Annotated in this window: 23 protein-coding genes; 12 read left to right on the forward strand and 11 right to left on the reverse strand. The window is 68.0% G+C overall.

The annotated features are described in order from the left end of the window. Window positions 1–23: 23 nt before the first annotated feature. From N440_RS18080 to N440_RS18095, 4 genes are all read left to right on the forward strand, one after another. Window positions 24–743, forward strand: coding sequence for an HAD-IA family hydrolase (locus N440_RS18080; RefSeq protein ID WP_004153832.1), 720 nt, complete (start codon window positions 24–26; stop codon window positions 741–743). A gap of 3 nt (window positions 744–746) precedes the next feature. Continuing rightward, window positions 747–2,114: a M17 family metallopeptidase gene (locus N440_RS18085; protein WP_133936083.1), complete on the forward strand. Its 1,368-nt coding sequence runs from the start codon at window positions 747–749 to the stop codon at window positions 2,112–2,114. A gap of 135 nt (window positions 2,115–2,249) precedes the next feature. Beyond that, window positions 2,250–3,353 (forward strand): catalase family peroxidase, encoded by a 1,104-nt coding sequence (locus tag N440_RS18090; RefSeq protein ID WP_133936084.1) that lies wholly within the window; start codon window positions 2,250–2,252, stop codon window positions 3,351–3,353. Beyond that, complete coding sequence (locus tag N440_RS18095) at window positions 3,350–3,886, forward strand: cytochrome b (RefSeq protein ID WP_004153827.1); 537 nt, start codon at window positions 3,350–3,352, stop codon at window positions 3,884–3,886. The genes N440_RS18090 and N440_RS18095 overlap by 4 nt, the downstream gene beginning before the upstream one ends. A 533-nt stretch (window positions 3,887–4,419) precedes the next feature. Here the strand turns inward: N440_RS18095 and N440_RS18100 are convergent. Genes N440_RS18100 through N440_RS18115 form a run of 4 tightly spaced genes read right to left on the reverse strand, consistent with a single transcriptional unit; the run spans window position 4,420 to window position 7,909 of the window. Next, window positions 4,420–5,022 carry a response regulator gene (locus N440_RS18100; RefSeq protein WP_008268231.1) on the reverse strand — a complete coding sequence of 201 codons (603 nt, stop codon included), beginning with the start codon at window positions 5,020–5,022 and terminating at the stop codon, window positions 4,420–4,422. Next, on the reverse strand, window positions 5,019–6,233 hold the full coding sequence (locus N440_RS18105; RefSeq protein WP_133936085.1) for a sensor histidine kinase: 1,215 nt from the start codon (window positions 6,231–6,233) through the stop codon (window positions 5,019–5,021). Before N440_RS18105 ends, N440_RS18100 begins: the two co-directional genes overlap by 4 nt. A 6-nt stretch (window positions 6,234–6,239) precedes the next feature. Then, entirely contained in the window at window positions 6,240–7,016 is a 777-nt protein-coding gene (locus N440_RS18110) for an ABC transporter permease (protein ID WP_133936086.1), read from the reverse strand. Further along, window positions 7,013–7,909: an ABC transporter ATP-binding protein gene (locus tag N440_RS18115; RefSeq protein ID WP_133936087.1), complete on the reverse strand. Its 897-nt coding sequence runs from the start codon at window positions 7,907–7,909 to the stop codon at window positions 7,013–7,015. The genes N440_RS18110 and N440_RS18115 overlap by 4 nt, the downstream gene beginning before the upstream one ends. A gap of 202 nt (window positions 7,910–8,111) precedes the next feature. On the opposite strand from N440_RS18115, the gene N440_RS18120 reads away from it, so the two are divergent. The 4 genes from N440_RS18120 (at window position 8,112) to N440_RS18135 (ending at window position 12,659) form a co-directional block, all read left to right on the forward strand. Further along, window positions 8,112–9,359: an efflux RND transporter periplasmic adaptor subunit gene (locus tag N440_RS18120; protein WP_133936088.1), complete on the forward strand. Its 1,248-nt coding sequence runs from the start codon at window positions 8,112–8,114 to the stop codon at window positions 9,357–9,359. Between the two features lie 102 nt (window positions 9,360–9,461). After that, on the forward strand, window positions 9,462–10,151 hold the full coding sequence (locus tag N440_RS18125; protein WP_004153799.1) for an ABC transporter ATP-binding protein: 690 nt from the start codon (window positions 9,462–9,464) through the stop codon (window positions 10,149–10,151). Between the two features lie 14 nt (window positions 10,152–10,165). Next, entirely contained in the window at window positions 10,166–11,323 is a 1,158-nt protein-coding gene (locus tag N440_RS18130; RefSeq protein ID WP_004153798.1) for an ABC transporter permease, read from the forward strand. Between the two features lie 13 nt (window positions 11,324–11,336). Next, a complete protein-coding gene (locus N440_RS18135; RefSeq protein WP_133936089.1) occupies window positions 11,337–12,659 on the forward strand; it encodes an ABC transporter permease in 1,323 nt (440 codons plus the stop codon). 74 nt (window positions 12,660–12,733) lie between these two features. Here the strand turns inward: N440_RS18135 and N440_RS18140 are convergent, their stop codons facing one another. After that, window positions 12,734–13,033 (reverse strand): YrhB domain-containing protein, encoded by a 300-nt coding sequence (locus tag N440_RS18140; protein ID WP_133936090.1) that lies wholly within the window; start codon window positions 13,031–13,033, stop codon window positions 12,734–12,736. 358 nt (window positions 13,034–13,391) lie between these two features. On the opposite strand from N440_RS18140, the gene N440_RS18145 reads away from it, so the two are divergent. Continuing rightward, window positions 13,392–16,217, forward strand: coding sequence for a TonB-dependent receptor (locus N440_RS18145; protein WP_133936091.1), 2,826 nt, complete (start codon window positions 13,392–13,394; stop codon window positions 16,215–16,217). Between the two features lie 121 nt (window positions 16,218–16,338). On the opposite strand, the gene rarD is transcribed toward N440_RS18145, so the two are convergent. Together rarD and yedA are read right to left on the reverse strand one after the other, a co-directional pair. After that, window positions 16,339–17,238, reverse strand: coding sequence for an EamA family transporter RarD (gene rarD, locus N440_RS18150; protein WP_133936092.1), 900 nt, complete (start codon window positions 17,236–17,238; stop codon window positions 16,339–16,341). Next, window positions 17,235–18,140 (reverse strand): drug/metabolite exporter YedA, encoded by a 906-nt coding sequence (gene yedA / locus N440_RS18155; RefSeq protein WP_133936093.1) that lies wholly within the window; start codon window positions 18,138–18,140, stop codon window positions 17,235–17,237. The genes rarD and yedA overlap by 4 nt, the downstream gene beginning before the upstream one ends. A 223-nt stretch (window positions 18,141–18,363) precedes the next feature. Here yedA and N440_RS18160 point away from each other — a divergent pair, with 223 nt between their 5' ends. Next, window positions 18,364–19,698 carry an MFS transporter gene (locus N440_RS18160; protein WP_008265793.1) on the forward strand — a complete coding sequence of 445 codons (1,335 nt, stop codon included), beginning with the start codon at window positions 18,364–18,366 and terminating at the stop codon, window positions 19,696–19,698. A gap of 31 nt (window positions 19,699–19,729) precedes the next feature. Further along, complete coding sequence (locus tag N440_RS18165) at window positions 19,730–20,065, forward strand: hypothetical protein (RefSeq protein WP_243831387.1); 336 nt, start codon at window positions 19,730–19,732, stop codon at window positions 20,063–20,065. A gap of 74 nt (window positions 20,066–20,139) precedes the next feature. Here N440_RS18165 and N440_RS18170 read toward each other — a convergent pair whose 3' ends face one another. The 4 genes from N440_RS18170 to N440_RS18185 all read right to left on the reverse strand — a co-directional run bounded on the left by N440_RS18170 (window position 20,140) and on the right by N440_RS18185 (window position 24,705). Next, entirely contained in the window at window positions 20,140–21,792 is a 1,653-nt protein-coding gene (locus N440_RS18170) for a M28 family metallopeptidase (RefSeq protein ID WP_133936365.1), read from the reverse strand. 105 nt (window positions 21,793–21,897) lie between these two features. Further along, window positions 21,898–22,830, reverse strand: coding sequence for an MBL fold metallo-hydrolase (locus N440_RS18175; RefSeq protein ID WP_133936094.1), 933 nt, complete (start codon window positions 22,828–22,830; stop codon window positions 21,898–21,900). A gap of 159 nt (window positions 22,831–22,989) precedes the next feature. Next, the gene (locus N440_RS18180; RefSeq protein ID WP_133936095.1) at window positions 22,990–23,286 is read right to left on the reverse strand and encodes a hypothetical protein; all 297 of its coding nucleotides are present in this window, start codon (window positions 23,284–23,286) and stop codon (window positions 22,990–22,992) included. A 126-nt stretch (window positions 23,287–23,412) separates the two neighbouring features. Next, entirely contained in the window at window positions 23,413–24,705 is a 1,293-nt protein-coding gene (locus N440_RS18185) for a tryptophan--tRNA ligase (protein WP_133936096.1), read from the reverse strand. 108 nt (window positions 24,706–24,813) lie between these two features. On the opposite strand from N440_RS18185, the gene N440_RS18190 reads away from it, so the two are divergent. After that, a complete protein-coding gene (locus N440_RS18190; protein ID WP_133936097.1) occupies window positions 24,814–25,608 on the forward strand; it encodes a hypothetical protein in 795 nt (264 codons plus the stop codon). Window positions 25,609–25,611: the final 3 nt, after the last annotated feature.

Consider the following 25,611-nt stretch of genomic DNA (forward strand, 5'->3'; position numbering starts at 1 on the left):
GCGGGCAGGCGTAGAATGGCGGGGTGAATTTCCCCGTCCAAGCCATCACCCTCGACCTTGACGACACGCTGTGGCCGTTCGCTCCGATCGGCGCCCGCATCGACCTGGTCCTGCACGAGTGGATGCGTGAACACAGCCCCGCCACCGCCGCGATGTATCCGGTGGCAGCGATGCGCGAACTGCGCGAGCGCCTGTACCACGCCCATCCGCACCTCCATCACGACCTGAGCGCACTGCGCCGGCTGACCCTGCACGAAGCCCTGCACGGCAGCGGCGCCAGCCTCGACCTGCTGGAGCCGGCGTATGAAGTGTTCTACGCCGCGCGCAACCAGGTCGAGTGCTACCCCGATGCGATCGAGGCACTGGCGCGGATTGCCGCGCGGGTGCCGGTGGCGGCACTGAGCAATGGCAACGCCGATCTGGAACGGATCGGCTTGGCCCATCATTTCGCCTTCCAGCTGGGCGCGCGCGAACACGGCGCGGCCAAGCCCGAGGCCAGCATCTTCCACGCCGCCTGCACCCGCCTGGGTGTGGCGCCGGCACAGGTGCTGCATGTCGGCGACCATGCCGAGATGGACGTGGCCGGGGCGATCGCCGCAGGCCTGCGCGGATGCTGGATCAACCGTGAAGCCGCCACCTGGACCCATCCGCAGCTGCAGCCGGACCTGCAGTTCGACACCCTCACCGGCCTGGCCGATTGGTTGGATGCCAACCTCGACGCTGCCGCACCCCGGAGTATCTGACGCATGAGCGAGATCACTGGTTTCACCACCGACACCACCGCAGCGCTGCCGCTGTACGTGCTGGACCGCGAGCAGTTCGCAGCCTGGAAGGAGGGCCAGCCGGCCGCCACCCAGGCCTGGCTGGCATCGCAGGGGTTTACTGCCGGCGCCTTCAGCACCGCGCTGCTGCCGGGTGCCGACGGCCTGGCCGGTGCGGTGATCGGCGTCGGTGATCGCGCCGACGCCTACAGCTACTCGCACGCTCCGCACGCCCTGCCGGAAGGCAGCGTGTGGCAGCTGGCCAGCGAACTGCCGGCCGCCGAACAGGCGCTGATGCAGCTGGGCTGGGGCCTGGGCAGCTACCGCTTCGACCGCTACCGCAAGCGCCACCGTGCGCCGGCGCAGCTGGTGGCCGCCCCCACCGGCGAAGCGGCCGACCTGATCACCGCCAGCCTGCGCGTGCGTGACTGGGTCAACACCCCGACCGAGGACATGGGTCCGCAGCAGCTGGAAGACGCCGCACGTGCGCTGGCCGACGCGCATGGCGCCGAGGTCGAGGCGATCACCGGCGATGCGCTGCTGAAGCAGAACTTCCCGGCCATCCACGCCGTGGGCCGCGCCTCGCACCGCGCGCCGCGCCTGGTCGTGCTGCGCTGGGGCAAGGACACCGACCCGGCGCTGGTGCTGGTCGGCAAGGGCGTGTGCTTCGACACCGGCGGCCTGGACATCAAGCCGGCCGACGGCATGCGCAACATGAAGAAGGACATGGGCGGCGCCGCGCACGCGCTGGCCCTGGCCGGCCTGGTGATGGCGCGCGGGCTGCCGGTGCGGCTGACCCTGCTGGTGCCGGCGGTGGAAAACGCGATCGGCCCCGATGCCTTCCGCCCGGGCGAAGTCATCGCCACGCGCAAGGGCCTGAGCGTGGAGATCGACAATACCGACGCCGAAGGCCGCGTGATCCTGTGCGACGCGCTGACCTTCGCCAGCGAGCAGAAACCCGACCTGGTGCTGGACTTCGCCACCCTCACCGGTGCCGCACGCATCGCACTGGGCCCGGACTTGCCGGCGCTGTTCAGCAACGATGACGGTGTGGCCCAGCAGTGGCTGCAGGCCGGCGACGCGACCCGTGACCCGGTCTGGCGCATGCCGCTGTGGCGCCCCTACCTGCGCTACCTGACCAGTGGCATCGCCGACCTGGCCAATGCCGGTTCGCGCATGGCCGGCTCGGTCACCGCCGCGCTGTACCTGGAACGTTTCCTGGAAGACGGCCAGCGCTGGGCCCATCTGGACGTCTATGCCTGGAACGACGGCGAGCGACCGGGCCGTCCGGCCGGTGGCGAAGCGCTGGCGCTGCGCTCGGCATGGGCGATGCTGAAGGCGCGCTACAGCTGATCGGGTGGGTGCCGACCTTGGTCGGCACGCCGTCCCCGGCAAACTTGACGAAAATTTGAATACCGGGCCTGGAAGGGTTCTGCGAGGATGTGCGGGTCGACCACCCACACGCTCCGTGAAGGCAGGAACCCGACCATGTCGCTCTTCCGCTATACCCGCGCCGGCCAGGCGCCAGGCGCACCGCGCAGGCATTCGCCGCTGCTCTGGATCGCCCTGATCGCGCTCATCCTGGGTGCCGTCGCACTGACCTTCGCCTGGCTGGCCGGCTGGATCGGCAACCGCCTGACCGCGCAGCGCTTCACCGACACCATCGAAGCCACCGGCCCGGCGCATCCAGGCTTCCGCCGTGCGCACAGCAAGGGCATCTGCGTGAGCGGCTGGTTCGAACCGAGCGCGCAGGCGCCGACGCTGTCCAGCGCACGGGTGTTCTCGCAACCGCGCGTGCCGGTGATGGGGCGGCTGTCGATCGGTGGCGGCGATCCCTACGGTGCCGACAACACCGCGCGCGTGCGCAGCCTGGCGGTGCAGATGGTCAGCGATGACGGCCAGGAGTGGCGCATGGCGATGAACAGCTTCCCGTTCTTCGCCGTTCCCGATGCCGAGGCGTTCTTCGAGCAGACCCGCGCCTCCATTCCCGACCCGGCCACCGGCAAGCCCGACCCGCAGAAGATGGCGGCCGTGCTGGCGAAGTACCCCAGTGCACAGGCCTTCCAGCAATGGGCCAAGACCGCACCGTGGACCAGCAGCTGGGCCGACACCACCTTCAACAGCGTCAACAGCTTCTGGTTCACCAACGCGCAGGGCCAGAAGCGCGCGGTGCGCTGGCGCTGGCAGCCGCAGGCGCCGGTGGTGGAAATGGATGCCGAAACGCGCAAGCAGGCCAGCGTCGATTTCCTCAGCCAGGAACTGCAGCAGCGCCTGGCCAGCGGTCCGGTACGCTGGAACCTGGTTGTCAGCACCGCCGAGCCCGGCGATGCCATCGATGATCCGTCGGTCGCGTGGCCCGAGTCGCGTGAACAGGTGGTGGCCGGCGTGCTCAGCCTGGACCGCATGCAGTCGCAGGAAGAAGGCGCCTGCGGACAGATCAACTTCGATCCGCTGATCCTGCCCAGCGGCGTGCGCGGCAGCGACGATCCGATCCTGGCCGCACGCTCGGCGGTGTATTCGCAGTCGTTCAACCGCCGCGAACGCGAGCGCGCCAGCGGCCATGTGGAGCAACCGAAGGAGGCCGCACGATGAGCACCGGCAATGGCCACTTCAACCTGCTGGCGCGGGTGCTGCACTGGTCCATGGCGCTGATGATCATCGCCATGCTGTTCATCGGCGTGACCATGGTCGCCTCGCTGCATCTGCGTCCGGTGCTGATCGACCTGCACCGTCCACTGGGCATCGCGATCCTGCTGCTGGTGCTGCTGCGCCTGTACAACCGGCTGCGCCATCGCCCGCCGCCGCTGCCGGCCGATCTGCCGGTGTGGCAGGTGATGGCAGCCAAGGCGTCGCATTGGATGCTGTACGCGCTGATGCTGGCGATGCCGCTGATCGGCTGGGCGATGCTGTCGGCCGGGGGGTACCCGATCGTGCTGTGGGGCGGCCTGCACCTGCCGCCGATCGTGCCGCACACCCCGGCGCTGTATGCCGCGCTGCGCAACGCGCACAGCCTGCTGGCCTACGTGTTGTTCGCCACGGTGCTGATGCACGTGGGGGCGGCGCTGTTCCACCTGTGGGTGCGGCGTGATGGGGTGTTCCAGGCGATGGCGCGCGGGAAGGATTGATCGGGTTCGCCGGGAGTTCCCGGCTGGTCGTTCCCGCGACCGCGGTGGGGTGTTACTTTCTTTGCGCGCAAAGAAAGTAACCAAAGAAACGCTCCGCCGGCCGCGAGCCGGCGTGCTTCGCACGCCGGTGCCCTGCGCTCCTCGGTCCGTCGAGGGACGTCGCGGGAACTCGCTGCGCTCAGACACCCGCACCTCTTCGCCCTCGCCGGACCTGCGGTGCTCGGCTCGCTTGAAGGCGGACTGGAAGGTCAAGATCAACGGCAACGGCATCCACCATGACGTGGTTCCACTGGGCGCAGCTGTGGCATTTGACCTTGGGTCCGCCTTGAGCGAGCCGAGCATCGCAGGGGAATCAGGGGCGAAGAGGCGCCGGTGTCTGAGCGCAGCGAGTTCGGCGCCGTCCCCTGATTTCCCGAGAAGCGCAGGGCACCGGTGCGTAGCACCGGCTCGCGGCCCGGCGGCGTGTTTCTTTGGTTACTTTCTTTGCACGAGCAAAGAAAGTGACACCCCACCGCGGTCGCGGAAATGATCCCCTACAACCACCCCTTCTGCCGCGCCAGCCGATACGCCTCGATGCGATTGGCCACGCCCAGCTTGCCGATGCACTCGGACAGGTAATTGCGCACCGTGCCGTGCGACAACCCCAGCTGCTCGGCAATCTCGCTGGCCGTGCGGCCCTCGCCCGCCAGCCGCAGCACCCGGCGCTCGCGGTCGGTCAGCGGGTCGGCCTGCGACCATGCATCCAGCGCCAGCTGCGGGTCGATCGCGCGGATGCCCTGGTTCACCTTGCGCAGCGCGTCGGCCAGGTTCTCGGCCGGTGCGTCCTTCAACAGGTAGCCCAGCACGCCGGCTTCCAACGCGCGACGCAGGAAGCCGGCACGGGCGAAGGTGGTCACGATCACCACCTTGATCGGCAATTCATGGCGGGCGATGCGCTGCGCCAGTTCCAGCCCGGACAGGCCAGGCATCTCGATGTCGGTCACCAGGATGTCCGGCTTCAGCTGCTGCAGCATCCGCCATGCGGCTTCGCCGTCGGCGGCGCTGCCCAGTACCTCGATATCAGGCTCCAGCCCCAGCAGCGCCGACAACGCACCCCGTACCATCGCCTGGTCTTCGGCCAGCAGGATGCGGATCATGCCGCACCGCCCGGCGCCAATGACGCCGGCGGCAACGGCGTACTGGCGGCCACCAGCGGCACGCGCACGGTCAGCACCGTGCCTTCTCCGCGCGGAGACTGCAGCGTCAACTGGCCCCCCAGCGCCGCCGCCCGTTCGCGCATGCCACACAGTCCATTGCCCTCGGCCTGCACGCCACCGCGCCCGTCATCGCGTATCTGCATCGCCAACTGTCGTTCCTCAAGCATGAAATCCACCTGCACCCGGGTCGCCTGCGCATGGCGCACGATATTGGTTGCCGCTTCGCGCAGCACCAGCGCCAGTCCGCGTTCCACGTCCACCGGCATCGGTGGCGGCGTCGCGTACTGCAGGTGCACCTGCTGGCATTCCAGCAGCAGGCGCGCCGAAGCCAGCTCGCCGGCCAGGTCACTGGCGCGGATGCCGGTCACCGCACTACGGACCTGTGCCAGCGCCTCGCGGGCGATCGCCTCGGCCTCGCCGATCTCCTGCCGCGCGCGCGCATCGCCACGGTCGTGCAGCTTGCGCGCCAGCTCCAGCTTCAACGTGATCAGCGACAGGGTGTGGCCGAGCAGGTCATGCAGGTCGCGGCCGATGCGTTCGCGCTCGGCGGTGGTCGCCAGCCGCCGTACTTCGTCCTGCGACAGCTGCAGGGCAACGTCGCGCTGCTGGCTCAGGGCCTCCACGTTCACCACCAGCCCGACAATGAACGACACCGCCGGCATCCACACCATGGCCTGCCACGGATAGCCGAAGTACAGCGCGGTGCCGCAGAACAGCAGGTTCAGCCCGGTCAGCTGCAGCAGGTACGCCCACCAGCTGCTGCGCCCGCTCATGCGGATCATCACGCAGCCGAACACGAAGTAGCTCAGTCCCGAGGGGTACCAGGGCAGCAGTACCAGCGCCAGCACGATCATGCCCAGCGCATAGCGCCACCCATGGTGCCGTGGCGACAGCATCACCCTGGCGTAGAGCAGCAGGAACAGCGGATAGCTGACCAGGGTCAGCAGCAGCCAGCGCAGCGTGAAGCCATTGCCCAGCACCGGGGTGAGGAAGATCCATACCGACCACAGCAGGTGGATCGCTCCGCTCCAGGGCGACTTGCCACGTCGCAGCAGTTCGGCCACCGCCGAATCCGGCGCAGGGCGCAGCAGGGACGCAAGCCAGCTCGACGACACGGGAGGATCCAGGCGGGGACGAACGTTGCCGATCATGCCAGTTCAGCCGATCCGACGCAGGCGGCGGCGCGCCAGCAGCAACGCCACCACGGTCACCGCCAGCAGCACCAGCAGATGGCCGCCGATGCTGCCCGCCGACGGCAGCCCGACCACCGGCAGCGCCAGCTGCGCCAGATGCCAGGTCGGCCACAGCGGTGCCAGCGTCGAGAACAGCGCAGGCAGCGCCGACAGCGGCAGCCACAGCCCCGACAGCAGGGCCAGCGGCAGGTAGACCAGGTTGACCATCGCCGGCGCTGCACTGGCGCTGACATGGCTGCCGATCAGCAGGCCGATTGCCCCCAGCGGCAGCGCGGCCAGGCCGGCCACCGCCAGCAGCTGCAGCACCTGCGCGGGTTGCAGGTACACGCCGCCCAGCACGCGCGCCACGCCGATCAACAACGCGGCCACCAGCAGCGCGAACATCACAGCCATCGCCAGCCGTGCCAGCAGCGGTGCCGCCGCCGGCATCGGCAGCGCGCGCTTGAGGGTCAGCAGGCCGCCTTCGCGGTCCAGCGCGAGCTGCACACCGAAACCGAACAGGGCCGGCGCCATCGCGCCGAACACGCAGTAGGTGGCCAGCAGGTACAGCGGCGCATGACCCCGCCCCAGCAGCACGCCGAACAGCAGGTAGAACAGCACCGGGAACAGCAGCGACGGCACCGCGAACGCGGGCGTGCGCCAGGCGCGGCGCAGCTCGGCCTGCAGTTCAGCGGCGTAGGGCCGCAGGACGCGGCGCCATCCCGGGCGCGCGGCTGCAGGCGTACGGATCAGGGTGTTCATGCGGCCTCCCGGGTCATGTCGAGGAAAGCGTCGGCCAGCGCCGCGCCCTGTACTTCCAGCTCGCACAGCTGTGCGTCGGCGGCCAGCAGGCGCGCCACCACCGGCTCGGCCGGGCTGGCCAGCAGCTGCAGGCGCTCGCCCTCGCGCTGCACCTGCTGCACGCCGGGCCACTGCCGCACGTCGTCGGCAAGCAGCGTGCTGCGGCAGCGGATGCGGCGCGGCCGGTCGGCCAGGCGCAGTTCGGCCAGCGGCGCGTCGGCCAGTACCCGGCCCTGCTCCAGCACCACCACCTGCTGCGCCAGCGCTTCGGCCTCCTCCAGGTAATGGGTGGTCAGCAGCACGCCGCAGCCCTCGGCCACGTGCTGCCGGATCGCCTGCCACATGGTCTGCCGCGCCTGGATGTCCAGGCCGGTGGTCGGCTCGTCCAGGAACAGCACGCGCGGGCGGCCGCAGATCGCGATGGCGAACTGCACGGCACGCTGCTGGCCGCCGGACAGCTGGCCGTAACGGCGCCGCGCCAGCGCCTGCAGGCCGGCGCGCTGCAGCACCTCCGGCAAGGGCATGGGGTCGGGATAGCAGGCGCTGGCCTGCGCCACCAGCTCGTCCACCTGCAGCATCGGCGGCAGGCTGGTGCTCTGCAGCATCACGCCCAGGCCCAGTCGGCTGGTGCGCTGCTGCGGGTCGCCGCCGAGCAGCTCGACCTCGCCGGCATCGGCCCGGCGCAGGCCCAACAACACGCTGATCGCGGTACTCTTGCCAGCACCGTTGCGGCCCAGCAATGCCAGCACCTGGCCAGCGCGGACCTGCAGGTCGATGCCATGCAGGGCGGTATGGTCGCGATAGCGCACCTGCACCTGCTGCAGGCGGGCCAGCGACGGGGCGATCGGATCCATGGGCGGTACCGGTAGCGGGGACGTTGCCATCCTGTGCCGCCGTGGTCACGTTTCGCAGTTGCCGCCGTCAGTGTCATCGGATGACAGCTGTCACTGCCATCATCGCCGTACCTGCCTTCATGCTGTGCCGCACGCTCCCTCGCCGGAACCGCCGCCGTCCGCTCTTCCGGCCACACCCGCCCGAATGCCTGTGATGGAACGAATGAACGCTTCTGCCGAGCTGTTGAAGGAACTCCGTATCGACCGCAAATCGCCGCCGACTGCCTCCGGCGGCAATGGCGGTGGCCGCCGCTGGCTGTGGATCGCGATCATCGTGGTGGTGCTGCTGATTGCCGCTGCCGTCGCCTTCCTGTTCGGCCGCACGCCGGCCGTGGAAGTGGAAACCGCGCCTGCCGTGGCCATCCAGCAGGGCAGCGCCAGCAGTTCGGTGCTCGACGCCAGCGGCTACGTGGTTGCCCGGCGCATGGCCACGGTCTCGGCCAAGATCACCGGCAAGGTGCGCGAGGTAATGATCGAGGAAGGCATGCGCGTGGAGCAGGGCCAGATCATGGCCACGCTGGACCCGATCGATGCCGACGCGCAGCGCAGCCTGTATGCCTCGCAGCTGCAGGCCGCGCGCAGCCAGGTGGCCGGGCTGGAGGCGCAGCAGAAGCAGGCCGCGGCTGAAGCCAGCCGCCTGCAGGCGCTGGTCGGCCAGCAGCTGGTGTCGCGCTCGCAGTACGACCAGGCCGTGGCCCAGCGTGACAGCCTGCGCGCCCAGCTCGACACCGCGCAGCGCAACGTCAAGGTCGCCCATGACCAGTTGGCCATCGCCGACCTCGGCGTGGACAACAACGTGGTGCGCGCGCCGTTCTCCGGCGTGGTCACCGCCAAGGCGGCGCAACCGGGCGAAATCGTCTCGCCGCTGTCGGCCGGCGGCGGCTTCACCCGTACCGGCATCGGCACCATCGTCGACATGGATTCGCTGGAGATCGAGGTCGAGGTCGGCGAGGCCTTCATCGGCCGCGTGCAGCCGAAGATGCCGGTGGAAGCCACGCTCAACGCCTACCCGGAGTGGAAGATTCCGGGCGAGGTGATCGCCATCATTCCCACCGCCGACCGCGGCAAGGCCACGGTGAAGGTGCGCGTGGCGCTGAAGGTGAAGGACCCGCGCATCGTGCCGGAGATGGGCGTGCGGGTCAGCTTCCTGGAACAGGCACAGCCGCAGGCCGCCAGCACGCCGCAGGGTGTGCGCGTGCCGTCCGGTGCGGTGGTGCAGCGTGAAAGCAGCACGGTCGCCTTCGTGCTGGGCGATGACAGCCGCGTGCAGCAGCGCACGGTCGAGGCCGGCCAGGCGATGGGCAAGGACCGCCAGATCCTCAAGGGCGTCAGCGCGGGCGAGTCGGTGGTAGTCAATCCACCGGAGACCCTGCGCGATGGCGCCAAGGTGCAACAGAAACAAGCGCAGTAACGGCCTGGCGCCCCCGCGCGCCGCCGGCAGCACCGCTCGACGCACGCCCGCGGCCACCGCGGGCGCAGTGCCCCGTTTCCCGCCTTCCGTGGAGAACCACCCATGTCGACCCTGGTTTCACTGCGCAACATCACCAAGACCTACCAGCGTGGCCCCGAGAAAGTGCAGGTGCTGCACGGCATCGACCTGGACATCGCGCGCGGCGACTTCGTCGCGCTGATGGGCCCGTCCGGTTCGGGCAAGACCACCCTGCTCAACCTGATCGGCGGCCTGGACAACCCCAGCGGCGGCGAGATCAGCATCGAAGGCGAGCGCATCGACCAGATGAGCGGCGGCCAGCTGTCGACCTGGCGCAGCCACCACGTCGGCTTCGTGTTCCAGTTCTACAACTTGATGCCGATGCTGACCGCGCAGAAGAACGTCGAGCTGCCGCTGCTGCTGACCCACCTCAGCGCCGCGCAGCGCAAGCGCAATGCGGAGATCGCACTGACCCTGGTTGGCCTGGCCGACCGCCGCAGCCACCGCCCGAATGAACTGTCCGGCGGCCAGCAGCAGCGCGTGGCGATCGCCCGCGCGATCGTCTCCGACCCGACCTTCCTGATCTGCGACGAACCGACCGGCGATCTCGACCGCCAGTCCGCCGAAGAGATCCTGGGCCTGCTGCAGCAGCTCAACCGCGAGCACGGCAAGACCATCATCATGGTCACCCATGACCCGAAGGCGGCCGAGTACGCCACCCACACGGTGCACCTGGACAAGGGCGAGCTGGCCGACGCCCCGCTGGCCCACTGACGGAGGCCATCGCGATGAAGTACTTTTCATTGGTGTGGGCGCAGCTGTTCCGCAGCCGCACACGTACCTTGCTGACCCTGCTCTCGGTGGTGGCCGCGTTCCTGCTGTTCGGCATGCTCGACTCGGTGCGCGTGGCCTTCAATTCCGGCGGTAGCGTGGAAGGGGCCAACCGGCTGGTGGTGGCCTCGCGGCTGTCGATCACCCAGTCGCTGCCGATCCGCCTGGAGACCCAGATCCGCCAGGTCGCCGGCGTACGTGATGTGGCCTACGGCATGTGGTTCGGCGGCATCTACCAGGATCCGAAGAACTTCTTCCCGAACTTCTCGGTGTCGCCCAACTACTTCGACGTGTACCGCGAGCTGCAGATCGACCCGGCGCAGCTGGAAGACTGGAAGCAGACCCGCACCGGCGCCATCGTCGGCGAAACCCTGGCCAAGCAGTTCGGCTGGAAGATCGGTGACACCATCCCGCTGCAGGCCACGATCTTCCCGCGCGGCGGCAGCAATGACTGGCCCCTGGAACTGAAGGGCATCTACCGCTCCAAGGATCGTGCGCTGGCCGCCAACGAAGAACGCCAGTTGATGATGAACTGGAAGTACTTCGATGAATCCAACGACTACATCAAGAACCAGGTGAGCTGGTATACGGTGACGCTGGACAATCCCGACCACTCCTCGCGGGTGGCGCAGGCCATCGATGCGATCTCGGCCAACTCCGACCACGAGACCAAGACCCAGACCGAGTCGGCGTTCCAGCAGGCCTTCGTCAAGCAGTTCGCCGACATCGGCATGATCGTCACCTCGATCATGGGTGCGGTGTTCTTCACCCTGCTGCTGCTGACCGGCAACACCATGGCGCAGGCGGTGCGCGAGCGTGTGCCGGAACTGGCCACGCTGAAGACGCTGGGCTTCAGGGACAGCACCGTGCTGACCCTGGTGATGGTGGAGTCGGTGCTGCTGATCGGCCTCGGCGGCCTGATCGGCATGGGCCTGGCCGCACTGGTGCTGCCCGCGATCAGCCCGAAGAGCATGGGCATGCTGCCACCGCACGTGCCGACGCCGACCTGGCTGATGGGGCTGGGCCTGATCGTGGTGATCGGCATCATCGTCGGGCTGTTGCCGGCGCTGCGTGCCAAGCGCCTGAAGATCGTCGACGCACTGGCCGGCCGCTGAGGAGGACACCGACATGTTCAAGAGCAAACTCAAGAAGTGGCTGGGCAACGCGCTGACCGTGCTGCTGCTGGTGATCGGCCTGGTGCTGTGGATCAGCCTGCCGTGGATCGGCGTACTGGCCGTGGCGATACTGGTGGCGCTGTGGCTGCTGTTGACCCGCGGCGGACGGCTGGCGCTGGCCGCCACCCGCATCGGTGTGGCCAGCCTGCCGCAGCGCTGGGGCGCCTCCTCGGTGATCGTGGTCGGCATCGCCGGCGTGGTCGGCGTGCTGGTGGCGATGCTGGCGATGGGCGAAGGCTTCCAGGCCACGCTCAACAACACCGGCGACGACACCACCGCCATCGTGCTGCGCGGCGGTTCGCAGGCCGAGACCAACTCGGTGATCACCCGCGAGCAGGTACCCACGCTGTCCACGCTGCCCGGCATCAGCCGTGATGCACAGGGCCGGCCACTGCTGTCGCCGGAGCTGTCGCAGGTGGTCAACCTGGTGTCGAAGGCCGATGGCACCGACGTCAACGCGCAGTTCCGTGGTGTCGGCCCGCAGGCGTGGGCCGTGCATGACAAGGTCAAGATCATCGAAGGGCGCCGGTTCGCCGCTGGCCTGCGCGAGATCGTGGTCGGCCAGGGCGCGCGCGGCCAGTTCCGCGATATGGATGTCGGCAGGACGCTGACGCTGGGCAACCAGACCTGGACCGTGGTCGGCGTGTTCGCCACCGGCGATGCGCATGATTCGGAACTGTGGACCGATGCCGATACGCTGGCCACCACCTACCAGCGCAGTGCGTGGCAGTCGATCAGCGTGCGTACCGATGGCAAGGCCGGCTTCGAGCAGTTCAAGGCCGCCGTTGCCGCCGACCCGCGGCTGAAGCTGGACGTGGAAACCACCCGCGTCTACTACAGCAAGCAGGGCGGCGGGCTGACCAAGCTGATCGACATCCTCGGCAAGGTGATCGGCACGATCATGGCGGTGGGTGCGGTGTTCGGTGCACTCAACACCATGTATGCCGCCGTGGCCACGCGTGCGCGCGAGATCGCCACCATGCGTGCGATCGGTTTCCGTGGCCTGCCGGTGGTGACCGCGGTGATGTTGGAGACGATGCTGCTGGCCCTGCTCGGCGGCCTGCTCGGTTGCGCGGTGGCGTGGCTGCTGTTCAACGGCTACAGCGTGTCCACCATCGGCAGCAATTTCAGCGCGGTGGTGTTCAAGTTCCATGTGTCGCCGGAACTGCTGTGGACGGGCCTGAAATGGGCATTGGGCATCGGCCTGGTCGGCGGCCTGTTCCCGGCGCTGCGCGCGGCGCGATTGCCGATCACCACGGCACTGCGCGAAACCTGAGCATCACGCAGCGATGGAATGCGCATCGCGCAGAGGGACGGAGCGGAGGCTCCGTCCCTTTTTCGTTGCCGAACTCAGCAATCCAACACCGCGGCATCAGACGGCGGGGCGTGCGAGGCCAGGTGCTGGCGAAGGGCGTCCTCCGGCGGATACGCCGTGCCCAGCGCGTGCTGCTCGCCCGTATGCCGGTCGACGAAGATCGGGCCATTGCCGGCCAACGCATCCGGGATTTCGCCGGATTGCAGGTAGCGCAGCGACTGGAAGCAGAACAGCCAGCCTTCGACCACTTCCTGCTCATGCGTGATGGCAACCGGCTCTTCGTCGCTGGCAAGTACAGCCTCGACGCGACGGCGAGCTTCTTCGAGCTGGATCATTCCTTCATCTCCCACTTTCGACGTCAACGCGAAGAGCATTTCATGCAGGCAGATGCATCGCAACGGATGCGCGCCTGCATGCAAGCGCGCACTGCGGCGTGTTGTCGCAACCCCTCAAGCGTGCCGGCTTCGTGCCGCTATCGATGCCTCTGCCCATCGCAAACGCAGCACGCGTGACGTTGCGCACAGTGCATCTGTGGATTGTTGGTTGCGATTCATTTTCGCACGCATGTAGCAGCACGGAGGCAAACAGTTACCGATGGAAACACTCTAGAATCCGGCCCCCCACGTTGGTTTGCAGCACCCCACGCGCCCACAGAACGGGCGCTTGTTTTTCCTGAAACACGAGATGTCACGGATGTCCCTGAAAACCACTCCGCCGCGCAACGCGATCGTGATCGCGCTGGCCGCCAGCTGCACCACCCCCGCCTTTGCGCAGAGCGCCGGCGATACCACCACCAACCTCGATCGCATCGAAATCACCGGCTCGCGCATCCGCCAGGCCAGTGTCGAAACTGCACAGCCGGTGATCGCGCTCAGCCGCGCCGAGATCGACAAGAAGGGCTACGTCAACGTCGCCGACATCCTGCAGGACATTCCTGCAGCAGGCGCGCCCAGCATGAGCCGCGCCTCGTCGCTGACCTCCTCGCGCGACTTCGGCGGCATGTACGTCAGCCTGCGCAACCTGGGCCCGGAACGCAGCCTGGTGCTGATCGACGGCCGCCGCATGGGCGTCAGTGCCGGCGGTTATTCCGACCTGGCCTCGATCCCGTCGGCGATTGTCGAGCGCGTTGAAGTGCTGACCGACGGTGCCTCCGCGCTGTACGGCTCCGATGCCATTGCCGGCGTGGTCAACATCATCACCCGCAGGAACTTCGATGGCGGCCAGGCCAGTGCCTACGTCGGCCAGTACGGCGAAGGCGACGGCCAGAAGCGCTCCTACAGCGCCACCTTCGGCAAGACCTTCGACCGCGGCTGGTTCAGCGTCGGCGCCGAGCGCACCAAGGAAGACGAGGTGCTGGGCAAGGATCGCGAGTTCAGCCGTTACCCGAACGGCCCGCGCCACCCCAATGATGGCCTGAACGGCAACACCCCGTGGGGCTACGTCACCGTGGGTGGCAAGAACCTGACCGTGGGCCCGGGCGGCGACCCCAGCAAGGCGGGCAACTTCCACGCGCCAGACCCGGCCGACGGTGCCAACACCAAGTCGAACATGAGCCTGCAGACCGGCCTTGAGCGCACCTCGGTGTTCGCCAACGGTGGCTTCTCGATCACCGACGACCTGCGCATCGTCGCCGACGCGCTGTACAGCAAGCGCGAGTCGATCAAGCACCTGGCCGGTTACCCGTACTCGGTGAGCGCCGCGCAGGCACGCAGCGGCAGCCGCGCCGCGCTGTCCAAGGACAGCGCATTCAACCTGTGGGGCCAGGATGTGCTGTTCGCACACCGCACCGAGGAACTGCCGCGCGGCACCGAGAACAACCTGGAAACCAAGCGCGCCAGCATCGGCCTGGAAGGCAGCTTCGAAACCGGTTCGCGGTACTGGGACTGGAACGTCAGCTACATGTACAACCGCAATGAAGGCGAGCGCATCGGTACCGGCAGCATGTACCAGCCGCACGTCAACCTGGCCGTCGGCCCGTCCTTCATGGATGGCGACGTGGCCCGTTGCGGTACGCCGGGCGCGGTGATCGCCGGCTGCGTGCCGTGGAACCCGGCAGCGCCGATGGGCTACACCGGCCCGGGCTCGCTGAGCAACCAGGACGTGCAGGACTACCTGTTCACCCGCTTCGTCGACAAGATGCAGAGCACCACCAAGGTCGCCAGCGGCAACATCTCCGGCTCGCTGTTCACCCTGCCCGCCGGCGACATCCTGGCCGCGCTGGGCGTCGAACACCGCAGCGAAGAAGCCAGCTACACCCCGGATGCGAAGGTGCAGAAGGGCGAGATCGCCGGCACCAGTGGCCAGCCGACCCGTGGCAGCTACTCGCTCAACGAGGTCTACCTGGAGCTGCAGGTGCCGCTGCTGGCCGACCTGCCGTTCGCGCGTGAACTGTCGCTGGACGTGGCTGGTCGCTACTCGGATTACAACAACTTCGGTTCGACCACCAACAGCAAGTTCGGGCTGAAGTGGAAGCCGATCGACAGCCTGCTGGTGCGCGCCACCTACGGCACCGGCTTCCGTGCGCCCACCGTGGAAGATCTGTACGGCGGCACCGTCAGCAGCCGCGACGCGTTCACTGATCCGTGCGATACCTCCTTCGGTACCGCCGCCACCAGCGCCGCCGTCGCCGCCCGTTGCCAGGCGCTGAAGGTGCCGGCCAACTTCCGCCAGCTCAACAGCGATGGCAGCGTGGCCACCAAGCCCGGCCAGCAGGCCACCACCGATTTCAGCTCCGGTTCCAACCCGGAACTGAAGCCTGAAACCGCCAAGACCTGGACCGTCGGCCTGGTGTACAGCCCGGACTTCGTGCCAGGCCTGGACGTCAGCCTGGACTGGTGGAAGATCCGTATCAACAACGCCATCGTCGGCGAGTCGGCCACCAACCTGCTGGAGCAGTGCTACGTGCAGGGTTCGGACGCCGCCTGCGGCCGCTTCACCCGCGGCAGCAACGGCCAGGTCAACAGCCTGGACCGCTCGCTGGTCAACGCCGGTTTCCGCGAGACCGCCGGCTATGACATCAACCTGCGCTACCGCCTGCCGGACACCACGTTCGGCAAGTTCGCCGTCAACTGGAACACCACTTACACCGACTACCTGGAGCAGCGCAACGACAACGCCGTCACCACTCCGGTGGAACAGCGTACGGGTTGGGGCGGCGACTTCCGCGTGCGCTCCACCTTCAACCTGGATTGGCAGTACGGCGACTTCGGCATCGGCTGGACCGCGCGCTACTACTCCAGCATGAAGGAGAAGTGCTCGTACATGGACGAGTGCAACCTGCCGGACTTCAACTCGCCGTACACCAGCACCTCGCCGACCAACAAGGTGGGCTCCAACACCTTCCACGACCTGCAGGTGCGTTACAGCCTGCCGTGGGATGGCACCGTGTCGCTGGGCGTGAACAACGTGTTCAACCACCAGGGTCCGACCATGTACAGCCAGCCGAACAGCAGCTTCACCTACTACGGTGGCTTCGACATCGGCCGCTTCATGTACATGAAGTACCAGCAGCGCTTCTAAGCCTGCACCCGCGTTCCCGCCACCGCCATCTCTCTCTCCTGGCGGTGGATGGAAGCAGAACGGCGCCCTTCGGGGCGCCGTTCTTTTTTGCTGCATCGTGTTCGCCGGGCCTGGCCCGGCGTTATCGTTTCGCAGCACGCATCGTGCGGATGTTGTCACCGACAAACAGCACCAGGCCGGCCCAGATCGCCGCAAAGCCGATCGCCTTGCCGGTATCGAATCCTTCGTGGAAGAAGAACACGCCCAGCAGCAGCTGCAGGCTCGGCGCGATGTACTGCAGGATGCCGACCAGCGACAGCGGGATGCGCTTCACGCCGTAGGCAAAGCCGATCAGCGGTACCGCCGTGACCGCGCCGCCGAAGATCAGCAGCAGGTCGTTGCGCCAGCCCCAGCCATGGAAGAAGGCACCGCCATGACCGTTCTCGGCCCAGATCGCGAACGCCAGTGCTGGCAGGAACAGGTACAGGCTCTCCACGCCCAGGCCAGCCACCGGATCGACCGAGACCAGCTTGCGCAGCAGCCCGTACAGGCCGAACGAACAGGCCAGGCCCAGCGCGATCCACGGCGGCGTGCCGGCATCGATGGTCAGCCAGGCCACGCCCACCGCCGCCATCGCCACCGCCACCCACTGCAGGCGGCGCAGGCGTTCCTTCAGCACCAGCACGCCCAGCAGCACGTTCACCAGCGGATTGATGAAGTAGCCCAGGCTGGTCTCGATCACATGCCCGGCATTGACCGCCCAGATGTACAGGCCCCAGTTGAAGGCAATGGTCAGGCTCGATACCAGCAGGATCGGCAGCGCGCGTGGCTGCGCCGCAATCTTCTTCCACCACCCCAGGCGCGAGCTGATCAGCAGCCAGCCAAGCACCATCACCGTGCTCCAGATGATGCGGTGGGCAATGATCTGGAACGAAGGCACTTCGTTGAGCAGGTGCCAGTACACCGGCACCAGGCCCCAGATCACGAAGGTGGACGCGGTGACCAGCAGGCCCCGGCGTTGTTCTTTCTCGTCCATTCTCATTGCTTTCGCGTCCTTGCCATCGTCAACACCACCACGCCCAGAAGAATCACCGCCATGGCCAGCAGGTCACGCCAGCCGAACCGTTCACCGTTGAGCAGCGCGCCCAGCAGCACCGCGATCACCGGATTGACGTACGCGTAGCTGCCCGCGAGCGCCGGGCGCACGTTCTGCAGCAGCCATACGTAGGCGGTGAACGCGACGATGGAACCGAACACGCACAGGTAGGCCATCGCCAGCAGGCCGCTGGTGTCGGGCAAGGTGGTCGGGCGCTCGCCCACTGCCAGTCCGATCAGCACCAGCAGCACGCCGCCGCAGATCATCTGCCCGGCCGCGGTCATGAACGGGCCCGGCAGGTCCAGGCCGCGCGCCCATACCGAACCGAACGCCCAGCCGACCGGTGCGATCAGCAGCAGCACCAGCCCGGTCGGCGATGCGGTCAGGCTGCTGCCGGCATTGAGCCAGACCACGCCCAGGAAGCCGATGGCGATACCCAGCCACTCGCCGCGGCTGGCATGCTGGCCGCGCAGCGCCGAGAACAGCGCCATCCACAGCGGCACCGAGGCCACCGCCGTGGCCGCCAGGCCCGAGGACACCTCGCGCTCGGCCAGCACCACCATGCCGTTGCCCAGCACCAGCATGGTCACCCCCATGATGACCAGGTTGCGCCACTGCCGCAGGGTCGGCCTGGGCAGCTTCCAGAACAGGCGCAGCGCCAGGTACATCACCCCGCCGGCAATGATGAAGCGGCTGCCGGAAACCATCGTCAGCGGCAGCGCGCCGCCGTGCAGGGCCTTGGCGATGCCCAGGTAGGTCGAGCCCCAGACCACGTAGACCAGCAGCAGTGCCAGCGCGACAAGGCCACCCCGGGGGGCAGCCGCAGACGGAGAGGGGGGAGCCGACATGACGCACCAGGAATCCGGGAGAAGGCGGATTCTAGGACGTTTTGAGTATGGTCCGTGCGCCCGTACGGTGGCACGCTGTCATCCATCCATGCACCCTGCTCTGGTCTGCTACCCCGTGTTGACGGTCGATGCAGTACCAAGAGGGCTGCCCGGCCGCGCCGCCCCAAGGCCGGGCGCCGTTTTCCCTGCGCACGGACGCGCCGCATCGAGGATTCCCACCCAGATGAGCACCACGTCCCAACCTGCTGTCCCCGCAAACGACCGCGCCGCCCTGCGGCGGTCGATCTCCAACACCCTCAAAGGCTCTGCCGGCAACCTGGTGGAGTGGTACGACGTCTACGTGTACTCGGTGTTCGCCGTGTACTTCGAATCGCAGTTCTTCTCGCCGGACGACAAGAACTCCACCATGTACGTCTGGGCGATCTTCGCCGCCACGTTCCTGATGCGCCCGATCGGCGCCTGGTTCTTCGGCCGCTTCGCCGACCGCCACGGCCGCCGCCTGGCGTTGACCGTATCGGTCACCCTGATGGCCGTCTGTTCCTTCCTCATCGCGATCACGCCCACCGCGGCCAGCATCGGCATCTGGGCGGCGGTCATCCTGCTGTTCGCGCGCCTGCTGCAGGGCTTCGCTACCGGCGGTGAGTACGGCGCCAGTGCCACCTACATGTCCGAGGCCGCCATTCCCGGCCGCCGCGGTTTCCTGTCCTCGTTCCACTACGTCACCCTGGTCGGTGGCCATGTGCTGGCCCAGCTGACCCTGCTGCTGATGCTGACCTTCTGGGGCAAGCCGGAAATCTCCGAATGGGGCTGGCGCATCGCCTTCGGCATCGGCGGTATCGCCGCGGTGGTGGTGTTCTGGCTGCGCCGGGGCATGGACGAGTCGCTGTCGGAGTCGTCCATCGAGGCCGCGCGCGAAGGCAAGGCACAGAAGTCCGGCTCGATGTACGAACTGTTCGTGCACCAGTGGCGGCCGCTGCTGCTGTGCTTCCTGATCACCGCCGGTGGCACCGTGGCCTTCTACACCTACTCGGTGAACGGCCCGAAGATGATCCAGAGCGCCTTCGCCGGCAACGACCCGATGACCGGCACCCTGATCAACCTGGGCGTGCTGACGTTCCTGATGGTGCTGCAGCCGGTCGGTGGCTGGCTGTCGGACATCATCGGCCGCAAGACCCTGCTGGTGTTCTTCGGCGTCGGCGGCGTGCTGTACAGCTGGTACCTGATCACCCAGCTGCCGCACCAGCATGACGCCACCCTGGCCTTCCTGACCCTGGCCATGGCCTTCGTCATCCTCACCGGCTACACCTCGATCAACGCGGTGGTGAAGGCCGAACTGTTCCCCACCCACGTGCGTGCACTGGGCGTGGGCCTGGGCTATGCACTGGCCAACTCGCTGTTCGGCGGCACCGCCCCGCTGCTGTACCAGGGTGCGCTGAAGACCGGCCACGTCGACTGGTTCGCCATCTATGTCACCGCGACGATCGCGGTATCGTTGGTGGTCTATGTGTTCTTCCTCACCAACAAGGGCCCGAACTGGCTCGACGGCACCCGCAAGTAAGGGCGCTGTAGTGATCGCGGCCACCGGTGCAATGCCGGTGGCCGCTGCGTCTGCCGCCTCGCCACTGATGTGGATCGCGGCGGCGCTGGCGGCCGCCACGGCACTGGCCTGGCTGCTGCGCCGTCCCGGCGCGCAGGCATCGTGGCCGCGCATCGGCTTCGGGATCGCCCTGCTGGTGTTCTGCGCCGCGCTGGCGCTGCAGCTGGCGGTGGACCTGGGCAGCGGCCACAGCTCGCTGCAGCTGCGCCTGCATCGCGGCATCAACGCCGGGTCGCAGGTTGGCCTGCGCACGATGGTGGCGTGTTATCTGGCCGCGCTCGCCGTCAGTGGCTGGGGCGCATGGAAGCTGCTGCGCCAGCGACGGTAGTGCAGGCCGCTGGCTGGCAACCACGCCGTCTTTCCGAAGGTTCATGAGGTTGCCGGCCAGCGGCCGGCACGACCTCAGCGGCGAGCGGCTTCGCTCTTGTCGCGCGCGCCGCGGAACTCCGATTCCTTTTCCCAGGTCGGCCAACGGCGGCTGTTGGCCAGCTCCGCGCCCAGGTCGTAGACCAGCAGGGTATCGGCGGCGTGGCCGCCCGGGTCCCAGCTCGGGGTCCAGGCATCGCAGGCCTGGTGGTAGCAGTCGGCGAAGTACTTCTCGCGCAGCGCGCGGCCGGCTTCCACGCCACCATCCAGCTTGTCCAGGCCCGGGCCGATGGTGATCGCCGGCACGCCCAGGCGGGCGAAGGCGAAGTGGTCGGCGCGGTAGAAGAAGCCCGCCTCCAGGTTCGGGTCCGGGCTGTAGCTGCGGCCGCGGGCCTTGGCCACGCGTTCCAGGTCGCCTTCCAGCGACACCCGGCCCTTGCCCCACGACGCGATGTCGCGGGTCGGGCCGTCCGGGCTGAACATCTCGATGTTCAGCACCGCGGCGGTCTTATCCAGCGGCGCCAGCGGATGCGCGGCGTAGTAGCTGGCACCCAGCAGGCCCTTCTCTTCGGCGGTCAGCGCCACGAAGTACAGCGTGCGCTGCGGCTGCGGGCCGGCGGCAAACACGCGGCCCAGCTCCAGCACGGTGGCCACGCCGGTGGCGTTGTCGATCGCGCCGCGGCGGATGCGGTCACCCTTGGCGTCGGGCTGGCCGATGCCGAAGGCATCCCAGTGCGCAGAGAAGATCACCGCCTCGTCGCCATGCTCGCCGCCGGGCAGCTTGGCCACCACGTTGCGGGTCACCACCTGCTCGCGCTTGAGCGCGAAATCCACGCTCAGCTTGGCGTTGTCCAGCGCCACCGGACGGAAGTCGGCGCGCATCGCCTTGCGCTTCTCGGCATCGAAATCGAGACCGGCGTCGGCGAAGATCGCCTCGGCCAGTTCGCGCTGCATCCAGCCACGCAGCGGCGTGTGCTGGGCCATCGCCTCGGCCTGGCCGCGCTCGATGTCGAACAGCGGCGAGGTCCCCGAGCTCTTCACCGTGGCCCAGCCGTAGGCGGCCGGCGCGGTCTCGTGCACGATCAGCACGCCTTCGGCGCCACGGCGCGCGGCTTCCTCGAACTTGTAGGTCCAGCGGCCGTAGTAGGTCACCGCCTTGCCATCGAACGCGCCCGGCGCATCGGCCTCGAAATCGGCATCGTTGATCAGCACCACGGCGATCTTGCCGTGCAGGTCCACGTCCTTGTAGTCGTTCCAGTGGCGTTCCGGCGCGTCGATGCCGTAGCCGACGAACACCAGCGGCGCATCCTTGATCTGCACGCGCTTGCGCGGCTGCAGGCTCTGCAGGGTCACGTCCTCGCCGTTCACCAGTGCACGCTTGCCACCCTTCAGCGACAGGCTGGCCTTGGCAGCGCCGCCCAGCTGCGCACGCACCAGCGGCACCGGCTGTACCCAGCTGCCGTCCACGCCGCCCGGCTGCAGGCCGTAACTGCGGAACTGCTCGATCAGGTACTGCACCGTGCGCTCTTCGCCTTCGGTGGCCGGCGCGCGGCCCTCGAATTCATCCGATGCCAGCACGCGCACATGGCGCGACAGTGCCTGCGGATCGATGCCGCCGCCGGGCAGGTCATTGGCCGCCTGAGCCAGGCCACCCACGAACAGGCAGGACGACAGCAGCAACACGCGCATCGGATTCACGGCAATACCACGGCAGGCTTGGAAGTCACCAGAGTGTAACGTGGTCATGACGTCGCGGTGCAGCGTTGGCTCGCCTCATCCACGCATGGCGTGGATCTACCTGCGGACGCGGTCCAGCCAGCAGGCCAGGCCCTGTGCGTTGAGTTCGATGTCCATCGCCAGCACCGCAGTCACGGCAGCCTCATCCAGCGCGCAACCATGCTGCTGCGCGCGTTCCAGGTACAGCGCCTGCAGCGCGGCCAGCAGGCAGCGATGGCGGTCGGGCCGGCCATCGCACTGGCGGCCGATGGTGGCCATCGCATCGATCTGTTCGAACAGATCGTCGGCCAGCTTCTGCACCTGCTCGACGCGACCATAGTGGGTCAGGTACATCGCCTGCGGCGTGTAGCCCAGCATGCGCCGGATCGAGGCCTTCATCGCCTCCGGATCGAACTGCACCGGCGACGAGGTGGGGAAGATGAAAGCGCCCTGCGCGCTGTCCAGCTCGCGGTAGGAGATGCCGAACGTATCGCCGGTGAACCAGCTGCGGCTGCGCGCGTCCCACACGCAGTAGTGGTGCAGCGCATGCCCGGGCGTATGCAACAGCAGCAGCTCGCGGCCGGCCAGATCGATGCGGTGGCCGTCTTCGGCCACCACCACGCGCGTCTCCGGAATCGCCTCGATGCGGCCGTAGCTGCGCGCGATTTCCTCGGCACCGTACACCGCCGTGGCACCGGCAATCAGCCGGGTCGGGTCGATCATGTGCGGCGCACCACGCGGGTGCAGGACCGCCCTGGCATTCGGCAGCTGCTGCATCAGCAGGCCGGCGCCGCCGGCGTGGTCCAGGTGCACATGGGTGAGCAGCAGCCAGTCCACCGCCTCCACGCCCAGGCCGGCGTCCGCCAGCGCCTGCAGCATCGCCGGCACCGACAGGCCGGTGCCGCAGTCAACGAACGCGGCGCGGCCGTTTTCAACGATCAGATAGGCCGCATCGAAATCCGGACGCTGGAAGCCGGTATCGATGGTGTGGATGCTGGGGTCGGCGGTCATCGGCACGCACCTGGCAGGAACGGGAACAGACCCTCATGGTAGGCGCGCAGGCGGCCCGGGTTCGATGCGGCTTTGGTCGGAGGCGCACTTCGGTAGAGTCGAGCTTGCTCGACTGCGGTACACATCCAGTCGAGCAAGCTCGACTCTACAAAGGCGCGGTTATCGGACCAGCCAGCGCGGCCGCAGCAGCAGGGCCATTACCAGCACTGCCAGGAACGCACCGTAGGCGTACAGCACCGCCAGCACCTGCGGCCAGATCGGGCCGGCACCGGGCTGTGCCATGCCAATGCGATAGCCCCACAGCATCGACAGGATGCTCAGCGCGAAGGCCAGCAGCAGGGTGATGCCATCGAACAGACGCCGCCGCGGGGTGCGCGGCTGGCGCGGGAACAGCCAGTACAGGCCGCCCAGCAGCAGGAACCAGGGCAGGAACAGCAGCAGCGACAACCAGGCCATCGCAGACTCCATGTCATCGCGCCGGAGGCGCGTGGACATCATGCCACGCGCGATGTACCACGGTAGTGCCGGCCGCTGGCCGGCATCCGCCCTTCAACGGCGCCGACCAAGGTCGGCATCTACCGATCAGTCGGCTCGCAGCACGGCCAGCGCAGCCAGCACGGCGTCCACCTCGGCTTCCAGCTTGAACAGCTCGCTCTGCAGCTGGTCGCCCTGCTCGGCCTGCTTGATCACCGCGATCAGCTGGCCGGCATCGCGCGGCGAATCGAAGCCTTCGCTCTGGATCAGCAGCGTGCCGTCACCGGCGGTCAGCTTGAAGTAGAAGCGGCCGTCCTTCTCGCGGTACTGCTTGAACAGCGGCGGTGCCACGCGGGCCCCGCCGGCGTCCTCGCTGGCGATGTCGCCCGCAGTGGACAGGTCGCGCAGGCCCACCGCATGGCGCAGCTCTTCCAGCAGCGGTGCCGCCAGCTGCTCGCGCAGCTGCTGGCCACGGCGCTTGAGCAGCGCTTCAATCTTTTCCGGCTCGGCCATCAGCGCGTTGTAGCGCTCGCGCAGCGGCGAAAGCTCGATGTCGATGCGCTCGAACAGCTGCTGCTTGGCATCGCCCCAGCTGATGCCGGCGGCGAACGCCTTGGCGAATTCGGCGGTCTGTTCGGGGGTGGCGAACGCCTGGTACATCTGGAACAGCGCAGAGCCCTCGGTGTCCTTCGGCTCGCCCGGTGCGCGCGAGTCGGTCAGGATCGAGAACACCAGCTTCTTCAGCTCCTCGCGCGGCACGAACAGCGGAATGGTGTTGTGGTAGCTCTTGCTCATCTTGCGGCCGTCGAGGCCGGCCAGCGTTGCCACCTGCTCGTCGATCACCACGTCCGGCAGCGGGAAGTACTCCTTGCCGTACACGTGGTTGAAGCGCTGGGCGAAGTCGCGCGCCATTTCGATGTGCTGGATCTGGTCGCGGCCCACCGGCACCTTGTTGGCCTTGAAGATCAGGATGTCGGCGGCCATCAGCACCGGGTACATGAACAGGCCGGCGCTGACGCCTGCATCCTCGTCCACGCCTTCCTCGCGGTTCTTGTCCACCGCCGCCTTGTAGGCGTGTGCGCGGTTGAGGATGCCCTTGCTGGCGATGGCGGTCAGGAACCACATCAGCTCGGTGGTCTCGCGGATGTCGCTCTGGCGGTAGAACCACACGTGTTCCGGGTCCAGGCCGCAGGCCAGCCAGCTGGCCGCGATCTCCAGGGTCGCGCGCTGGGTGCGCTGCGGGTCCTGCGACTTGATCAGGCTGTGCAGGTCGGCCAGGAAGAAGAAGCTCTCGATCCCCGGGGCGCGGCTGGCGGCGATTGCCGGACGGATGGCGCCAACGTAGTTGCCCAGGTGGGGCGTGCCGGAGGGGGTGATGCCGGTAAGGACTCGGGTGGTCATGACTGCGTGGGGTAACCTTCGATGAACGGGGCCAGTTTACCTTGCACGCCACCAACCCCGTCAGGGCCCGCGGCGCGTTCATTCACGCAACCCCGCTGGAGACGCCCGATGAAACGCCTGCTGCCCCTGCTGCTGATCCTGCCCCTGGCCGGCTTCCGCCCGGCCCCGCCTCCGCCGTCGGCCTACCAGGGCGGCCCGGTGCGCATGGCCCTGGTTGACCGCGACCGCGGCACCGAACTGCGCAGCTACCCCGCCGAAGGCCAGCGCTGGGTGGCCGGCGAGCGTGGCCATCGCTACGCCGTGCGCCTGTACAACGACAGCCCGCGCCGGGTGCTGGTGGTGCTGTCGGTGGACGGCATCAACGCCATTTCCGGCGAGGACGCCGATCCCTCGCAGACCGGTTACGTGCTCAACCCCGGCCAGCGCGCCGATATCACCGGCTGGCGCAAGAGCCAGGACGAAGTGGCGCAGTTCGTGTTCAGCAGCCCCAGCGGCAGTTATGCCAGCCGCACCGGCCGCCCGGACAACATCGGCGTGGTCGGCGTGGCGGTGTTCGAGGAAGCGCGTCGCTGGCGCCCCGAGCCGATCCTGCGCCGCAGCCTGCCCGCTCCGGCCCCGGCGGCCGAAGCCGCGGCCGATGCCAGCGCCAGCCGCGTCGAGGGTTATGCCAGCAAGTCGCAGGCGCCGGCACTGGGCACCGGCCACGGCGCACGCGAACAGTCGTCGGTGCGCGACACCGACTTCGAACGCGCCAGCCGCAGCCCGGCGCAGGTGCTGCAGCTGCGCTACGACAGCGCGCGCAACCTGCGTGCACGCGGCATCCTGGTGGATTCGCCATCGCGCCTGCCGCGCGAACCGCAGGCCTTCCCCAACCGATACGTGCCGGACCCGCCGGCACGCTGATCG

The sequence above is a fragment of the Stenotrophomonas sp. CC22-02 genome (assembly GCF_004365115.1).
Taxonomy (GTDB): domain Bacteria; phylum Pseudomonadota; class Gammaproteobacteria; order Xanthomonadales; family Xanthomonadaceae; genus Stenotrophomonas; species Stenotrophomonas forensis.

Bases quoted from the DNA above. Each gene is read 5' to 3' on its own strand.
- N440_RS18110 (WP_133936086.1), bottom strand. From the start codon at position 7,016: ATGAACACCCTGATCCGTACGCCTGCAGCCGCGCGCCCGGGATGGCGC.
- N440_RS18145 (WP_133936091.1), top strand. From the start codon at position 13,392: ATGTCCCTGAAAACCACTCCGCCGCGCAACGCGATCGTGATCGCGCTG.
- N440_RS18190 (WP_133936097.1), top strand. From the start codon at position 24,814: ATGAAACGCCTGCTGCCCCTGCTGCTGATCCTGCCCCTGGCCGGCTTC.
- N440_RS18105 (WP_133936085.1), bottom strand. From the start codon at position 6,233: ATGATCGGCAACGTTCGTCCCCGCCTGGATCCTCCCGTGTCGTCGAGC.
- N440_RS18120 (WP_133936088.1), top strand. From the start codon at position 8,112: ATGAACGCTTCTGCCGAGCTGTTGAAGGAACTCCGTATCGACCGCAAA.
- N440_RS18175 (WP_133936094.1), bottom strand. From the start codon at position 22,830: ATGACCGCCGACCCCAGCATCCACACCATCGATACCGGCTTCCAGCGT.
- N440_RS18095 (WP_004153827.1), top strand. From the start codon at position 3,350: ATGAGCACCGGCAATGGCCACTTCAACCTGCTGGCGCGGGTGCTGCAC.
- yedA (WP_133936093.1), bottom strand. From the start codon at position 18,140: ATGTCGGCTCCCCCCTCTCCGTCTGCGGCTGCCCCCCGGGGTGGCCTT.
- N440_RS18180 (WP_133936095.1), bottom strand. From the start codon at position 23,286: ATGGCCTGGTTGTCGCTGCTGCTGTTCCTGCCCTGGTTCCTGCTGCTG.
- N440_RS18130 (WP_004153798.1), top strand. From the start codon at position 10,166: ATGAAGTACTTTTCATTGGTGTGGGCGCAGCTGTTCCGCAGCCGCACA.
- N440_RS18135 (WP_133936089.1), top strand. From the start codon at position 11,337: ATGTTCAAGAGCAAACTCAAGAAGTGGCTGGGCAACGCGCTGACCGTG.
- rarD (WP_133936092.1), bottom strand. From the start codon at position 17,238: ATGAGAATGGACGAGAAAGAACAACGCCGGGGCCTGCTGGTCACCGCG.
- N440_RS18090 (WP_133936084.1), top strand. From the start codon at position 2,250: ATGTCGCTCTTCCGCTATACCCGCGCCGGCCAGGCGCCAGGCGCACCG.
- N440_RS18165 (WP_243831387.1), top strand. From the start codon at position 19,730: ATGCCGGTGGCCGCTGCGTCTGCCGCCTCGCCACTGATGTGGATCGCG.
- N440_RS18085 (WP_133936083.1), top strand. From the start codon at position 747: ATGAGCGAGATCACTGGTTTCACCACCGACACCACCGCAGCGCTGCCG.
- N440_RS18160 (WP_008265793.1), top strand. From the start codon at position 18,364: ATGAGCACCACGTCCCAACCTGCTGTCCCCGCAAACGACCGCGCCGCC.
- N440_RS18115 (WP_133936087.1), bottom strand. From the start codon at position 7,909: ATGGATCCGATCGCCCCGTCGCTGGCCCGCCTGCAGCAGGTGCAGGTG.
- N440_RS18185 (WP_133936096.1), bottom strand. From the start codon at position 24,705: ATGACCACCCGAGTCCTTACCGGCATCACCCCCTCCGGCACGCCCCAC.
- N440_RS18125 (WP_004153799.1), top strand. From the start codon at position 9,462: ATGTCGACCCTGGTTTCACTGCGCAACATCACCAAGACCTACCAGCGT.
- N440_RS18140 (WP_133936090.1), bottom strand. From the start codon at position 13,033: ATGATCCAGCTCGAAGAAGCTCGCCGTCGCGTCGAGGCTGTACTTGCC.
- N440_RS18100 (WP_008268231.1), bottom strand. From the start codon at position 5,022: ATGATCCGCATCCTGCTGGCCGAAGACCAGGCGATGGTACGGGGTGCG.
- N440_RS18170 (WP_133936365.1), bottom strand. From the start codon at position 21,792: ATGCGCGTGTTGCTGCTGTCGTCCTGCCTGTTCGTGGGTGGCCTGGCT.